Annotated in this window: 15 protein-coding genes; 3 read left to right on the forward strand and 12 right to left on the reverse strand. The window is 64.2% G+C overall.

The window, feature by feature from the left end:
* Positions 1-14: 14 nt before the first annotated feature.
* Positions 15-734 (reverse strand): hypothetical protein, encoded by a 720-nt coding sequence (locus F3H87_RS12310; RefSeq protein ID WP_149788431.1) that lies wholly within the window; start codon positions 732-734, stop codon positions 15-17.
* Positions 735-778: 44 nt separating this feature from the next.
* Positions 779-1,681: a LysR family transcriptional regulator gene (locus tag F3H87_RS12315; protein WP_149788430.1), complete on the reverse strand. Its 903-nt coding sequence runs from the start codon at positions 1,679-1,681 to the stop codon at positions 779-781.
* Between the two features lie 210 nt (positions 1,682-1,891).
* Between F3H87_RS12315 and F3H87_RS12320 the strand changes: the two genes are divergently transcribed.
* Positions 1,892-2,251, forward strand: a complete 360-nt coding sequence (locus F3H87_RS12320; RefSeq protein ID WP_149788429.1) for a helix-turn-helix domain-containing protein — start codon at positions 1,892-1,894, stop codon at positions 2,249-2,251.
* A gap of 29 nt (positions 2,252-2,280) precedes the next feature.
* Here the strand turns inward: F3H87_RS12320 and F3H87_RS12325 are convergent, their stop codons facing one another.
* Positions 2,281-3,051 carry a sulfite exporter TauE/SafE family protein gene (locus F3H87_RS12325; protein WP_149788428.1) on the reverse strand — a complete coding sequence of 257 codons (771 nt, stop codon included), beginning with the start codon at positions 3,049-3,051 and terminating at the stop codon, positions 2,281-2,283.
* Between the two features lie 158 nt (positions 3,052-3,209).
* On the opposite strand from F3H87_RS12325, the gene F3H87_RS12330 reads away from it, so the two are divergent.
* Positions 3,210-4,898, forward strand: a complete 1,689-nt coding sequence (locus F3H87_RS12330) for an acyl-CoA dehydrogenase family protein (RefSeq protein WP_149788427.1) — start codon at positions 3,210-3,212, stop codon at positions 4,896-4,898.
* Between the two features lie 28 nt (positions 4,899-4,926).
* Positions 4,927-5,757, forward strand: a complete 831-nt coding sequence (locus F3H87_RS12335; RefSeq protein WP_149788426.1) for a BKACE family enzyme — start codon at positions 4,927-4,929, stop codon at positions 5,755-5,757.
* Positions 5,758-5,859: 102 nt separating this feature from the next.
* Here the strand turns inward: F3H87_RS12335 and F3H87_RS12340 are convergent, their stop codons facing one another.
* The 9 genes from F3H87_RS12340 to F3H87_RS12380 form a co-directional block, all read right to left on the reverse strand.
* Positions 5,860-6,834, reverse strand: coding sequence for an SLAC1 anion channel family protein (locus tag F3H87_RS12340; RefSeq protein ID WP_149788425.1), 975 nt, complete (start codon positions 6,832-6,834; stop codon positions 5,860-5,862).
* Between the two features lie 19 nt (positions 6,835-6,853).
* Positions 6,854-7,213, reverse strand: a complete 360-nt coding sequence (locus tag F3H87_RS12345; RefSeq protein WP_149788424.1) for a DUF5368 domain-containing protein — start codon at positions 7,211-7,213, stop codon at positions 6,854-6,856.
* Positions 7,214-7,227: 14 nt separating this feature from the next.
* Positions 7,228-8,541, reverse strand: coding sequence for an NAD(P)/FAD-dependent oxidoreductase (locus tag F3H87_RS12350; protein WP_149788423.1), 1,314 nt, complete (start codon positions 8,539-8,541; stop codon positions 7,228-7,230).
* A gap of 121 nt (positions 8,542-8,662) precedes the next feature.
* The gene (locus F3H87_RS12355; protein WP_149788422.1) at positions 8,663-9,535 is read right to left on the reverse strand and encodes an amidohydrolase family protein; all 873 of its coding nucleotides are present in this window, start codon (positions 9,533-9,535) and stop codon (positions 8,663-8,665) included.
* A gap of 92 nt (positions 9,536-9,627) precedes the next feature.
* Entirely contained in the window at positions 9,628-11,409 is a 1,782-nt protein-coding gene (locus F3H87_RS12360) for a feruloyl-CoA synthase (RefSeq protein WP_149788421.1), read from the reverse strand.
* Between the two features lie 3 nt (positions 11,410-11,412).
* A complete protein-coding gene (locus F3H87_RS12365) occupies positions 11,413-11,868 on the reverse strand; it encodes a MarR family winged helix-turn-helix transcriptional regulator (protein WP_149788420.1) in 456 nt (151 codons plus the stop codon).
* 4 nt (positions 11,869-11,872) lie between these two features.
* On the reverse strand, positions 11,873-12,637 hold the full coding sequence (locus tag F3H87_RS12370) for a crotonase/enoyl-CoA hydratase family protein (protein WP_149788419.1): 765 nt from the start codon (positions 12,635-12,637) through the stop codon (positions 11,873-11,875).
* An 88-nt stretch (positions 12,638-12,725) separates the two neighbouring features.
* Positions 12,726-14,048, reverse strand: a complete 1,323-nt coding sequence (locus F3H87_RS12375; RefSeq protein ID WP_149788418.1) for a TRAP transporter large permease — start codon at positions 14,046-14,048, stop codon at positions 12,726-12,728.
* Positions 14,045-14,629 (reverse strand): TRAP transporter small permease, encoded by a 585-nt coding sequence (locus tag F3H87_RS12380; protein ID WP_149788417.1) that lies wholly within the window; start codon positions 14,627-14,629, stop codon positions 14,045-14,047. The genes F3H87_RS12375 and F3H87_RS12380 overlap by 4 nt, the downstream gene beginning before the upstream one ends.
* Positions 14,630-14,695 lie beyond the last annotated feature (66 nt).

Raw genomic sequence — 14,695 nt, forward strand, 5'->3', positions numbered from 1 at the left:
ATGCCTTAGGCAGCTCAGGCTGCCAGATCGGGCACCCTGTCCACGACCGGAAGCGACAGAAGATACCGCAAGTCTTCAAGGCTATTGTAGACCATGAAACCTTCCAGCGGCTCTTCGCTGCCGTGGCGTGCCCAACGCAGCGCCCCCGGTTCGCTGTGCAAGTATCCCTGCCTTTGCGCAAACCCCTTTTGAGCGACCGGGTTGGCCATGAAACCAAAGGTGTAGTCGGGAGCCCAGCGCGTGATCGCTTCCAGGAATGCGCAACGTGCAACGATACCGGCAAGGCCATGGCCACGATAAGCACCGCGATCCGGGTTGAACCAGAACTCACCCTGATAACAGACGTTCCCGGTGATCATCCGCGCGCCCGGCCCGGCGCGATAACGGGACCGCGCCAAATCGAGGTCAGGCAGAACTGGCGGAAAGGCGCGGAAATTGTCCCGAAGGTACTCGCCCAGTGTTTGGTCGTGCAGGTTGATGATTCTCAGGGCCTGAGTATGTACCAAGGTTCCGTCGGGTTTCCGTCCGACCATCCAGAAACAGGTCTCTGGCGTCAGCTCCTGCAGGCGCGGATCGAATGGCGCACCGATCGGCTGATCCGGTCGATACCTTGCCAACAATCGTTGATACTCATCCAAATCTTCGCCAAACGTTATGTATATCTGGCGGCTGTGCAAGATATCGAGGCTTGCAGCGATCAGATGTTTGCCATCACTAAGGTCATGAATCGACATAGCTTCCCTCCAGTGCCGTGGTGACTGGAAAGAAGTCTAGACGATTATGCGACGAAAGGCTTTAAGCCCTGCAACTTTTGCGGCACATCCATTACGAGCTTTTCAGGCATCGTTCGGATGATGGAATCGTCGAGATGCGGAATGGCGATGTCGTAAGTACGCTGAACGACAGACAGCAATGCGAATGATCCGTCTGGAAACTCTCCTCCCATTGTAAGTCTTTGAAAAGCCATGGGTATCTTGTCGCCTCCATCCTCTCGGGGGACGCGGGTAAACACATGGTCCAACCGCAACCCGTGGCAGCGTTCAATATCTTCCAAAGGTTCGTTCATCAGCGATGCGATGATACTGCCGCCAGGAAAACTTTCGAGTATGGACCCAATGCTGGATCGTGCCTTGGCCCAACCAAACCAGCTGGCGAAGGCCGATTCTTCGCCGATTTCGCAACATAACCACGAATCATTTTGCCGGCGATACACCAGCAGATAGGGTCGCATGATCGCCATCGCGGAATCCTCGATCTGGCCACCGGCCAGTGCCCAGCTCCGTACCGCGCAGCGCATCAGCTCCGATCCGCTTTCCCACACTTTGCTTATGGGATGCTGCTGAAGATGATACTCAAACGAACCGGCAGCCGAATACTTGATGGTAAACAATCCGTTGGCATGGCTGGCATGTCCATGAGACCACGCTGTCGCGCGTGCCAGCAAATCCTCGGCCTCGGGCAAGGCCCGCTGCCCCGCTTCGGTCAGGCGGTATTGCCTGTCCACCAGTTCGAACAGCTCCTCCCCCCGCATGGCCTCAAGCTGGTCGACATGGCGCCGGACGGTCTGCCGCGTGCTGTTCAGCTCTTTCACGGCATGGGACAGGTTCAATGTGCGCGCCAGCGTCGTGAATGAACGAAGCGCCTCGAATAATACGGAATGCGAAGGCTTAATTGCCGTCATGACAGGATGTAACTCGTTTCCAAAATCGCAGCTTTACTCGCTACCTGCTCGCGTGGTCCCCGGCACGATACCGGTAAGCACATAATACATCAAAGGTAAATTTATCATACATCGAGGGTGATATTTCGCAACGTAAACGTGCATATTTCACAAATTGATCGGGATCGGGGATTCGGCATTCTCGCTACAGTAGCAAAGTGAGGGAACGATATGTCGCATCCAGTCGATATGCATGTAGGGAAAAAGCTAAAGCAGCTGCGCGTTCTGCGCGGCATGACGCAAACCGAAGTGGCCCAGGGCCTCGATATTTCATTTCAGCAAGTCCAGAAATACGAGCTGGGGCGCAACCGTGTCTCGGCCAGCAAACTCTTTGAGATCTCGCAGATTCTCGGCGTGTCGCCATCCTATTTCTTCGACGGGCTCGACGACGAGTCGGCCAAGACCAACATGCTCGACGAAGAGGCCACCAAGATCGCCTCGATGCTGACCCGCATCAAGGACGAGCGCCTGCGCGGACAGATCCGCACCTTCATCTCGGAACTGGCCTCGACCGGGGCCGCCGCCAACTGACGTTGCCCGGCCCCGCGCATGTCGCGGGGTCACATCATCCAGGCCCGGCGCAACAGGTTCAGCGCGGCCACCAGCAACACCGCCAATGTCGCCCGCCGGAACGTCGCCTGGTCGAACCGGTCCGACAGGGCAAATCCGACCCGCATCCCCGCCAGCGCGGGCAGGACAAGGCAGGCGGAAAACAGCGCCGTCCGCAGGGTCAGGATGCCCGATCCGATATGCGCCACGGTCAGCACGGCGGCCCCCAGCCCATAAATCACGCCCTGCACCCGCATCTGCGCTTCCTTCGGCGTTTCCAGCGCGGTCAGCAGCATCACCGTGGGCGGCCCCCAGACACCGGACATACCGCCGACGAACCCCGCCAGCGCGCCGGTTCCGGCCTCGATCGCACAGCGATGCCGCGCGGCCGGGCGCGGGCGCCAGCCGCCAAGCTGCAGCGCAGCGAAAACCAGGATCGGCCCGCCGATCATCAGCAGCAGCCCGCGCGGCGGCAAGACCGCAACCATCTGCGCCCCGAGGATCAGCGCCACCATCCCCACGCCCAGGAACACGCGGAATTCGCGCACCGCGCGCCCGGCGGCGGACGGCCCTTCGCGCAGCGCCTGGAACCCGTTGGTGGCCAGCGTCGGCAGAATCAGCCCGGCCAGTGCAAGCTCGGGCGACAGAAAGCTGCCCAGAACCGAAATCATCACCATCGGCATGGCGAATCCCACCATCCCCTTGATGATTCCCGCAGCAAAAGCCGCACCGCAGGCGGACAGGAGTGCGGACAGCACGATATCGGGCGGTAGAAATGCCATCCCCGTGCCATACTACCCATCACAGGCCGCCGCCAGAGCCGGGCAGGCGAAATGCGATGCGCAACATTCGCATATATCACGGGGTGCACAGGGTATTTTTGTTGCGCTGCACCTGCGAAGTGGCTAGGACGAAGGCCAGCAGAAAGAGGATATGATTCATGGCCCATGACGGACAGGACGCGGCTGCCGGCCAGCCGGTGATTTTCCCCGACCTTCTGGAGCTTACCGCCGCCGCCGTGGCGCCGGCCGAGCGTATTCTGGACAAGGCCACCGCGCATGTACGCGCCATGGTCAGCGACGGCGATCGCGTGTCGGGCGCCCTGATCGAAACCCACCAGACCGCCGCGCACGGGCTGGCATGGCTGGCCACCTATGTCGAATCGCTGCGCCAGATGCAGAAATGGGCCGGGGCGCTGCAATCCGATGGCCGGTTCGGCGAGACCGAGCAACTGATCCACCAGATCGCCTTTGGCGAATACCTCTGGCAGATCCGGGGCGGCATCCAGATGAACCAGGGCGAAATCGTCCGCCTGCAGGATCTGGGGCTGGGCCCGGACGACATGGATTCCTTCATGGAACCGGCGGTCGTGACGCTGACCCATGGCGGCAACAGCCAGGCCGCCCGCAACCGCCTCGTCGTGCTGATGCAGGAACAGGCGGGCGCCACGATGTTCGGCGCCTCGGGGCTGGATGAAGAGCTTGAAATGATCCGCGACCAGTTCCGCCGCTATGCGCAGGACCGGGTGCAGCCCAACGCGCATGAGTGGCACCTCAAGGACGAGCTGATCCCGATGGAGATCATCGACGAACTGGCCGAGATGGGCGTGTTCGGCCTGACCATACCCGAGAACCTGGGCGGCTTCGGCCTGTCCAAGGCATCCATGGTCGTCGTATCCGAGGAACTGAGCCGCGGCTATATCGGCGTCGGCTCGCTCGGGACGCGCTCGGAAATCGCGGCCGAGCTTATCCTGGCCGGCGGCACGGACGAGCAGAAATCGCACTGGCTACCCAGGATCGCCAGCGGTGAAATCCTGCCCACCGCCGTCTTCACCGAGCCCAACACCGGCTCCGACCTCGGCTCGCTCCGCACCCGGGCGGTCCGGGACGAGAACGGCGATTACAAGGTGACCGGCAACAAGACATGGATCACCCATGCCGCGCGTACCCATGTCATGACGCTGCTGGCGCGCACCGACCCGAACACCACCGATCACCGGGGTCTGTCGATGTTCCTGGCCGAAAAGACGCCGGGCACCGACGAAAACCCCTTTCCGACCGAGGGCATGACCGGTGGCGAGATCGAGGTGCTGGGCTATCGCGGCATGAAGGAATACGAGCTGGGATTCGACAATTTCCACGTGAAGGGCGAAAACCTGCTGGGCGGCGAGGAAGGCCGCGGCTTCAAGCAGCTGATGCAGACCTTCGAATCCGCCCGCATCCAGACCGCCGCGCGCGCCATCGGCGTGGCACAGGCCGCGCTGGACGTGGCGATGCAATATGCGCAGGATCGCAAGCAGTTCGGCAAGGCGCTGATCGCCTTTCCGCGCGTCGCCAACAAGCTGGCGATGATGGCGGTTGAAATCATGATCGCGCGGCAGCTTACCTATTTCTCGGCCTTCGAGAAAGACAATGACCGCCGCTGCGATCTCGAGGCCGGGATGGCCAAGCTGCTGGGCGCGCGCGTGGCCTGGTCTGCCGCCGATAACGGGCTGCAGATCCATGGCGGCAACGGGTTCGCGCTGGAATACGAGATCAGCCGCCTGCTCTGCGATGCGCGCATCCTCAACATCTTCGAGGGCGCAGCCGAGATCCAGGCGCAGGTGATTGCCCGGCGGCTTCTGGGATAGGGCGCGCGCGCCGGCAACAGGATACGACATGACCAAACCCTGCATCATCTGCGTCGCCATCACCGGATCTGTGCCGCAGAAATCCGACAACCCCGCGGTGCCGATCACCGTCGCGGAGCAGATCGACTCCACGCAAGAGGCGTTCGAGGCCGGGGCCAGCATCTGCCATGCCCATGTGCGCAACGACGATGGTTCGCCCTCCTCCGACCCGGAAAAATTCGCCCGCCTCAAGGAAGGGCTGGAAAAGCACTGCCCCGGCATGATCGTCCAGTTCTCGACCGGCGGGCGCTCGGGTGCCGGTCAGGCCCGTGGCGGAATGCTGCCGCTCAGGCCCGACATGGCCTCGCTTTCGGTGGGCTCGAACAACTTTCCCACCCGCGTCTACGACAACCCGCCCGACCTGGTCGACTGGCTGGCGGGCGAGATGCGCACATACGATATCAAGCCCGAGATCGAATGCTTCGACCTCTCGCACATCCACCAGGCAGCCAGGATGAATGCCGACGGGCGCATCCCCGGCCAGCTTTACGTACAGTTCGTCATGGGCGTGAAGAACGCCATGCCGATCGACCGCCCAACATTCGATTTCTACATCGAAACGGTCGAACGGATCATGCCCGGCGCGGAATGGTGCGCCGCGGGCATCGGCGCGGGCCAGCTTGTCGTCAACGAATGGTCGGTGGCGGCCGGCGGCCATGCGCGCACGGGCCTGGAAGACAATGTGCGCCTCGACAGGGCCACGCTTGCGCCCTCGAACGCCGCGCTGGTCCGGCGCGTGACGGATCTGTGCGAAAAATACGAACGCCCCGTCGCCACCGCCGCCCAGGCGCGCGAAATCCTCGGCCTGCGCCCGGCCTGACCGGCGCCCTCGTTTCATCGTTCGGAAAATACTCCGGGGTGAATTGCCCGGAACGGGCAAGAGGGGCAGCGCCCCTCCCCCGCCGCGCCGCAGGGCGTGGCCTTACTCGGGCACGCAGATCTGCCCGGCACCGATCGCCCTGATCGTCCGCGCCACCAGCCCGGCGATCACCACCACCAGCACCGCCAGCGTCACCAGCCCGAAAATCTCATGCGCCGCACTGCCGGTCGCTTCGGCAAAACGGAAGCTGGCGATGGTCACGGCGGCAAAGGGAAAGCTCAGCGCCCAGAACGACAGGGCGAAGGGCAGCTTCACGATGCGCGGCAGGTTCACCGCCACGATCAGCGTGAACAGGTAGGCCATGTTGATCAGCAACCGGGCAAAGGCGTCGACCTCGCCGGTCAGGCGCATCCAAGACAGGAAGGCCACCGCCGGCGGCGCGATCAGGATCACCAGCGTCGGCTGCAGCTTGCCCGGCATCGGGTCGTGAAAGATCAGCCGGTTCATCACCAGCGTCAGCAGCACGATCCAGAACAGCAGCCCCACCGCCATGAAATACCAGCTGATCTCGACATAGCCCAGCGGCACGCCCACGATCGGCACCAGCACGTTGCCCACCGCCGGGATGAACCACGCCGGCGTCAGGTGCCCGGTCTGGAACGACCGGGACGAAATCCAGCCCGACACCACCGCGATGGTCAGCACGCCCTGCAGCGCCATGCCCAGCAGCCACAGCATATGGGCCACCGGCGGGGCCATCGCATGGGTCGCCGTCGCCAGCAGCAGCAGCGAGATCGAGATTGCAGGGAAAAAGGCAAGCCGCACCGGATGATGCCATTCCTGCGCCACCGCCTGCGGATAGCGCAGGATCTTGAGCGTATAGAGCGCGGCAATGACCACACCCGCCGCCACCGTCGCCCAATAGACGGCGAGCGAGACACCGGGCGGGACGCCCATCGCCGACTCGGCCGCATGCAATGCCAGCGTCAGGCCGGAAAGCCCCATCACCACGGCAAAGAACGGCACCGGGAAATGTTCCAGCCGGTTACCGGCCCCGGCCTCTGTCGCGTCGGTCATGGGCTGCCCTTTCCTGCTGTCAGCCGTCCTGCGCCTCGGGGCCCCTGATCAGCGCCTGTGCGGTATAGACAAGGATCGCGATCCCCACCGCACCGGCCACCGCCACGCCCAGCAGGACGATCACGTCGACAGGCCCACCTATATCGGCAAAACTGGAACTCGTCATCTGCTGCACGAAGATCACCGCCGCGATGGCCCCCACCGGCATCGACAGCTGCGCCAGCAGGAATTTCCGCATCGACATCGACCGGTCGCGGATCAGCACGTAGAGATAGGCCGCCGTGATCAGCGCCGCGACGATCACCATCGCCCAGAACAGCCCCTTGCCGAACATCTCTTCCCACACGGCGATCAGGGTTTCGAGTGTCAGTTCCTTCATCGCGTCCCCTCCTCTCAGGCCTTGCCGCGCAGCATGGCGTTATAGGTGGCCTTCAGCGCCACCTCTTTCATCAGCCAGCTGATCCACAACTCTTCCAGCGGCGCGATCACGCCGGGGAAGCTGGGGGTAAGGTTGTTGTAATCGAACTCGATCAGCATCGCGCGGCCCACGCGGGTGATCAGCGGGCACGAGGTATAGCCGTTATAGGTCGTGTCCGTGGTGTCACCCGCGATCTGCGCGACCAGGTGATCCTCGACCACCGGCACCTGCCACTTGGCGCTGGCCGCGGTCTTGCCCTTGGGCACGCCGGCCACGTCGCCACAGGCGAACACGTTGGGGTAACGGTTGTGGCGCAGGGTGTATTGATCCACCTCGACCCAGCCCTGGTCGACCCATTTGTCAGCCCAGCTCAGCCCCGACTGGCGGATCACCTCCGGCGCGCGCTGCGGCGGGATCACGTTGGTGAAATCGTAATCGGTTTCATGCTCGATCCCGTCGGCATCCTCGAAGGTCAGCACCTTCCGACCCGGGTCCATGCGTTTCAGCACCATCCGCATCTGCGTGCCGATACCGCGGTCGCCGAACAGCATCCGCACCTTTTCGGCCACGATCGGCACACCGAACAACGCGCCCGACGGGTTCCAGTATTCGATCTCGACCTTGTCGCGGTTACCCTTGCGGCTGGCGTAATCCTCGGTGAGGAACGTGTATTTCAGCGGTGCGCCGGCGCATTTCATCTCGGTCGCCGGGCGGAAGAACACCGCCTTGCCCCCTTCCGAGGTAAAGCGGTCCATCTCGGCCCAGGTCTTTGCCGCGTAATCGGGCCCGGCATAGACCGCGCCGATCCCGTCGCGGCCCACCATGCCAAGGTCGAACCCTTCCACGGCATCCCAATCCAGGCTCAACCCCGGCGCGGTGACAAGGTAATCATATTGCAGCTTCGTGCCGCCCGCGGTGGTGACCGTCCTGGCCTCGGGGTCGATTTCGGCGGCGTATTCGGCCACCAGCGTGACACCCGCCGGCAACCATTCGGCAGTCTGGCTGACCGAGTAATCGGCAGGCTTCAGCCCGGCCGCGATCAGGGTAAAGCCCGGCTGGTACCAGTGCTGGGCACGGCCATCGACGATGGTGATCTCGGCACCCTCCAGCCGTTCGACCAGGCGGTTGGCCAATGCGGTGCCGGCGGCGCCGGCCCCGAGGATCACGATCTTTGCCCTGGTGGCGACCTTCTGTGCCCGGGCGGGGCCGACATTCGCCGCCAGCAGGGCGGCACCGCCGGCAAGGCCCAGAAAACCGCGACGGGACGGCAGAAACTTGTCCGATGTCATGCGCGTACTCCACTGCATACATCATCATTTCCGCATATGTCGGGCACCCTGCGCTTTGACCCAGATCAAACCGCAGGCCGATATATCCCGAACGCGCCGCGACGGATCGCCCCGCCACCCCTTACATCAGCCCCAGCAGCCTTGCCGCGTTGTTCTTGACGATGTCGGGGCGGATCTCGTCGCGGATGTCGATCTTTTCGAAATCGGCCAGCCAGCGTTCCGGTGTGATCATCGGCCAGTCCGACCCGAACAGCACCTTCTTCTTCAGGATCGAATTGCAGTAGCGCACCAGGATCGGCGGAAAATATTTCGGCGACCAGCCCGACAGGTCGATATAGACATTGGGCTTGTGCTGGGCGACCGACAGCGCCTCTTCCTGCCAGGGGAAGGACGGGTGCGCCATGATGATCTTCATGTCGGGGAAATCCACCGCCACGTCATCCAGATACATCGGGTTCGAGAATTTCAGCCGCATCCCGTTGCCGCCGCGCATCCCCGAGCCGACGCCGGTCTGCCCGGTGTGGAACAACCCGATGCAGCCATGTTCGGCCAACAGCTCGTAGAACGGATAGGCCATGCGGTCATTGGGGAAAAACCCCTGCATCGTGGGGTGGAACTTGAACCCCTTTATGCCGTGCTCCTCGATCAGGCGGCGTGCCTCGCGCAGGGCCATCTTGCCCTTCCACGGATCGACCGAGGCAAAGGGGATCAGCACGTCGCTGTTTTCGCGGACCAGCTCGATCACCTCGTCGTTGGAATAGCGGCGATAGCCGGTTTCGCGCTCGGCATCGACGGGAAAGATCACCGCCGCGATGTTCTGCGCGCGGAAATGCGCGGCGGTTTCCGGGATCGTCGGCGGGTGCTGCCACGGCGCCCCGAAATAGCGCGCCATCGTGGATTGCAGATCGTCATAGCCGTCATCGGCATGGCAGCCGCAGGGTTCCTCGGCATGGGTGTGGATGTCGATGGCACGGATTTTATCCAGGTCGATCATCGGGGCCTCCTTTCAGCTACAGCGCTTGTGGCGGGGACACGGGCGAGGGGCCTGCCCCTCGCGCTCCCCGGAGTATTTGCGGCAAGATGAAGTCATGGCCGGATCACGGCCGGGTCGGACTCGTCGTAGAGCCGGGCCAGCAGGCCGGCGCGGCGGGTCAGCACCTTGCGGGTGTTGAGGTTGCCCTTGGCTGTCATCTCCTGCGCCTCGAGGCTGGGCGGCTCGGTCAGGATCATGGCCCGGCCGACGCGGGTGGACGACCCGGTGGCCGAGGCGGCCAGCGGGGCAAGGCGGGCGCGCACCTCTTCCATTCGGGCGGGATCGGCGCAGGCGCCGTCGCCCGTCGCCGGGCTGGCGGGAAAGATCAGTACGCCCAGTTCGGCGCGGTCATGGCCGGTGACGACGATATCGGCGGCCAGCCCGTCCAGCGCCGTCATGAGCTGCCCGCGCAGCGCCGCGACACGCACCCAGGTGCCCGAGGTCAGCTTGAAATCCTCGGATATGCGCCCGTCGAACCGCATCCCCCGGTCGGGGTCGTTCTCGTCCACGAAACGCACCGCGTCGCCGGTGATCAGGAACCTCTCGGGATCGAAGGCGGCGGCGGTTTTTTCCGCATCCTCGAAATAGCCCGGCATGATGTTGGGGCCCTTGACGCGCAACTCGTAGCGGCCTTCGTCCTCCGGGATCAGCTTGACCTCGGTGCCCGCCAGCGGCGCACCGACGATGCCGGACCGGGTGATGCGCTCATGCGTCAGCAGCACGGCGGGGGCGGTTTCGGTCATGCCCCAGCTGCTGACCATCAGCGGCACCTTGCCTGTCACCTCGCGCGCCATGTCGCCCAGCGCGTCCCAGGTTTCCTGCGGCAGCGACGCGCCCGCGTAAAAGGTGAAATGCAGCCCCGTGAAGAACCGCCGCCGCAGACCGGCATCCGCGCGCAGCGCCGCGACCTGCCGGGCATAGCCCACGGGCACGTTGAACGACAGCGTGCCGGTGTGCATCTGCATGTTTTCCAGCGTGCGGGGAAACAGCGCATCGGTCGGCTTGCCGTCGTCGATGTAAAGCGCGCCGCCATTGGCCAGCATCATGTTGAAATTATGCGAGCCGCCAAAGACGTGGTTCCAGGGCAGCCAGTCGAGGATCTTGGGCGGCTCGGTCCGCAGGACCGGAAAGGCGTCGGCGATCTGGGTCTGGTTCACGCACATCATGCGATGCGTCGTCAGCACGCCCTTCGGATTCGAGGTGGAGCCCGAGGTAAACAGGATCTTGCCCACCGTGTCGGGTGTGACCTGCGCATGGGCGGCATCCACATCGGCCCGGCCGCCCTGCAGCGCGCGGGCCATCGGGATCACCGGGCGCGGCGCGCCCTCGGGCCGGCTGGCCAGAACGGGGATACCGGCCAGTTGCGGCAGGGCCAGCGCCTCGGCATAGCGGGCGGCGTCGTCGACCCAGATCAGCGACGGGCGCACCTTTTCCACCACGTAAAGCAGCCGGTCATGGGCGCCTGGGATCAGCGAATACTGTTCCGCCACCGGCACGTTCGCGCGGCCGACATATTGCGCGGCCAGCGCCAGCAGCCCGTGATCGACCGAGTTGCCCGAGATCATCAGCACCGGCCCCTGCCCCGGCTGGTCCAGCAGCCACGCGGCCAGCGCGCGCACCTGTTCCAGCGCCTCGGCATAGCGCACCTCGCGCCAGCCGGGGCCGGAGCGTTCGGCCAGGAACACCGCATCGGGCGTTCTGGCGGCCCAGTCGTGCAGCCAGTCGCCGGTGGTGCCGGCCACCGGCCCAAGCGCATGGCGCGAGGTCAGGATGACGGCACCGTCGTCGCGCCGGGTGCGGGTCACGGATTGGGGAACGATATGAGAGTCGGTCATGGCTCAGGCCCTGATCCTGGAAAGAAGTTTCACAAGCTCGCGCCGCTCTATCTGCGAAAGGCCGGCGAACATCCGGTCCTCATGCGTCAGCAGCGCCAGCCGCGCCTGTTTCTGGCGCATGATCCCGGCGGTGGTGGGCTGCAGCGCGATGGCGCGGCGGTCCCGCGCGCTGCGTTCGCGGGTGATCCAGTGCGCCTTTTCCAGCGTGTCGATCACCGCCACGCTGTTCGACCGCTCCATGCCCAGCGCCGCGGCCAGTTCGGTCTGGCGCACGCCGGGGGCGTTGCAGATCACCGTCAGCGCGGAAAAGGTGGTGATGCGCAGGCCCATCGGCTCCAGCACGCGGGCGGCATCGGCGGTGACCATCGCGGTCGCGCGTTTCATCGAATAGCCGATCAGCTCGCGCAGGGCGGTATCCAGCGCGGCCTCGGTCAGGACGCTATCGGTTTGGCCTGTCATGGCGTCACCGGAATTGCGGCTGGCGCTTTTCAAGGAAGGCACGCAAGCCTTCCTCGGCGTCGGGGCTGGTCTGGGTCAGCGCGGCGCACAGGCTTTCGGTGAACAGCCCGTCGGCCTTTGACATGTCCTCGATCCGGCTGAGCGCGTGGATCATCACGTAGTTCGACAGCGACGCGTTCTGCGCGATCTTGCCGGCAAGCTCCATCGCCAGGCCCATCGCCTCGCCCTCGCCCACGGTATAGTGGCACAGGCCCAGCCGCTCGCCCTGGTCTGCGTCGTATTTGCGCCCGGTGAGCATCATCTCGATCATCCGGTCGGCACCGAGGATGCGCCCCACCCGCACCGAGGCGCCGCCGCCGACATAGATGCCGCGCCGCCCCTCGGGCAGCTGGAAGATGGTCGAGGGTTCGGCGATGCGCACATGGGTGGCGGTGGCCAGTTCCAGCCCGCCGCCGATCACCGCGCCGAACATGGCCGACACCACCGGCAGGCCGGAGAACTGGATCTTGTCCATCACGCCATGCCACCCGCGCGAGTGGCGCATCGTGCCTTCGGCGTCGCGCTGCACCTGTTCCGACAGGTCCAGCCCCGAGCAGTAATGCCCTGCCGTGCCGGTCAGCACGGCGACCTTCACCCCCTCGGGCGGGTTCGAGAAGAAACCGTCGAGCGCGGCCAGCAAACGGTCGTTCATCGCGTTGCGCTTGTCGGGGCGGTTCATGGTCAGAACCGCGATCGGCCCCTCGATCCGGGTTAGCAGGCTGTCCGGCATGTCTCCTCCTCGTGATATTTGTTATGCCGTATAACTATTATTCCAGACAAGTTCCAGTCCGAATCCGGTCCCGGCGCGCCGGGACCGGTCAATGCAGGATGCGCAGCAGGCCCAGCGTGATCACCGGGAAGGCCACGAGGATCACCACGCGAATGATGTCGGAGGCGACGAAATACATCACCGCCCTGTAGGTCTCGAGCATCGGCGTCTTGCGGTCCATCGAGTTGATGACGAACAGGTTCATCCCCACCGGCGGCGTGATCAGCCCGACCTCGACCACGATCAGCACGATGATCCCGAACCAGATCGCGGTTTCCTCGGCGTTCAGCCCGAAATCGAGGGCCGAGATGATCGGAAAGAAGATCGGGATCGTCAGCAGGATCATCGACAGGCTGTCCATGATGCAGCCGAAGACAAGGTAAAGCGCCAGGATGATCGCCAGGATCAGCCACGGAGAATAGCCCAGTTCGCCCACCCAGGCCGCCAGTTCCTGCGGCACCTGCGTCAGGGCGAGAAAACCGTTGTAGAACGCCGCGCCAAGCACGATGAAAAAGATCATCGCGGTCGAACGCGCGGTGGACAGGAAGCTGTCGGCCAGCCTGTCGCGGGTCAGGCCGCCGTTGAAGAACGCGATGATGCCGGTGCCCAGCGCGCCGACCGCCGCGCCTTCGGTGGGTGTGAACCAGCCCAGGTAGATGCCCAGCACCACCAGCAGGAACACCAGCAGCACCGGCCAGACGTTGAACAGCGCGCGGAACCTTTCGCCATAGGGGATCGGTTCGCGCACGCCGGCACTGTCGGGGTTCATCCGCACATAGATCGAGATCGTGATCATATAGCCGATCGCCGCCAGGATGCCGGGGATGAAGGCGGCAAGGAACAGCTTGGCGATGTTCTGTTCGGTCAGGATGGCATAGATCACCAGGATGACCGAGGGCGGGATCAGGATGCCCAGCGTACCGCCCGCCGCCAGCGTCGCGGTGGAAAACCCGCCGGAATAGCCATAGCGGCGCAGCTCGGGCAGGGCCACCTGCCCCATCGTGGCGGCGGTGGCCAGCGACGAGCCGCAGATCGCGCCGAAGCCCGCGCAGGCGCCCACCGCCGACATGGCGACACCGCCGCGCCGGTGGCCCAGCCATGCCTCGGCCGCCTTGAACAGCGCGGTCGACATGCCGCCCAGCGTGGCGAACTGCCCCATCAGCAGGAACATCGGTACGATCGACAGCGAATAGCTGGAAAAGGTCGTGTAGGTTTCGGATTTCAGCTTGGCCAGCGCGACGGTCCAGCCGCCGGTCACGAAATAGAGCCCGCCCAGCCCGACAAGGAACATCGACAACCCGATCGGCATCCGCAGGAAGATCAGCAGCAGGAGAACCGGAAACGAGGTCAGCCCGATTTCAAGATTGCTCAATGGTCCGCCCCCCCGGCCGGCGCGATGATCCTGCGGCCGGTAAAGAACTCGACACTGCGCACCCCGGCCATGTAGACACCGACGAGCGCGGCCACCACGGCGGCCGCCAGCGACGCGGCATAGCCCCACCAGACCGGGAATTGCAGAAGGAAGGTGGTTTCGGTGTAGCGCATCTTGCTGAGCATCCCGTCGTAAAGCCGCCAGGCGATCAGCATCAGCACCAGCGCAAAGACAACCTCGACAACCATCTGGATGAACTTGTTGGCATTCACCCCCAGCTTCGAGGTGAAGATATCCACCGTCGCGTGGCCGTTGGTGATCTGGCAAAAGGGCAGGAAGGCAAAGATCGCGAATGCGATGCCGGCCTCGACCAGCTCGTAATCGCCCAGGATCGGACCGACCCCGGTATCGAGCAGCGTCTGCGTCGCCCCGCCCAGCAGCGCCTCGCCCAGACCGCTGTGCAGGAAGGTGTTGATGCCACGCCCCAGGACCGAAACGCAGGTCAGCAGGATGAGAAGCGTCAGCACGATCCCCCCCAGAAGCGCCATGTTGCGGGCCAGTCCGTTCATGAAACGGTGCATGAGTGCCAATCCCTTTCGGTCGGTTCGGATGCGGACCGCACGGGGGGTGCCCCGTGCGGTCCCGGT

The organism is Lutimaribacter pacificus (assembly GCF_900142185.1).
Taxonomy (GTDB): Bacteria; Pseudomonadota; Alphaproteobacteria; order Rhodobacterales; family Rhodobacteraceae; genus Lutimaribacter; species Lutimaribacter pacificus.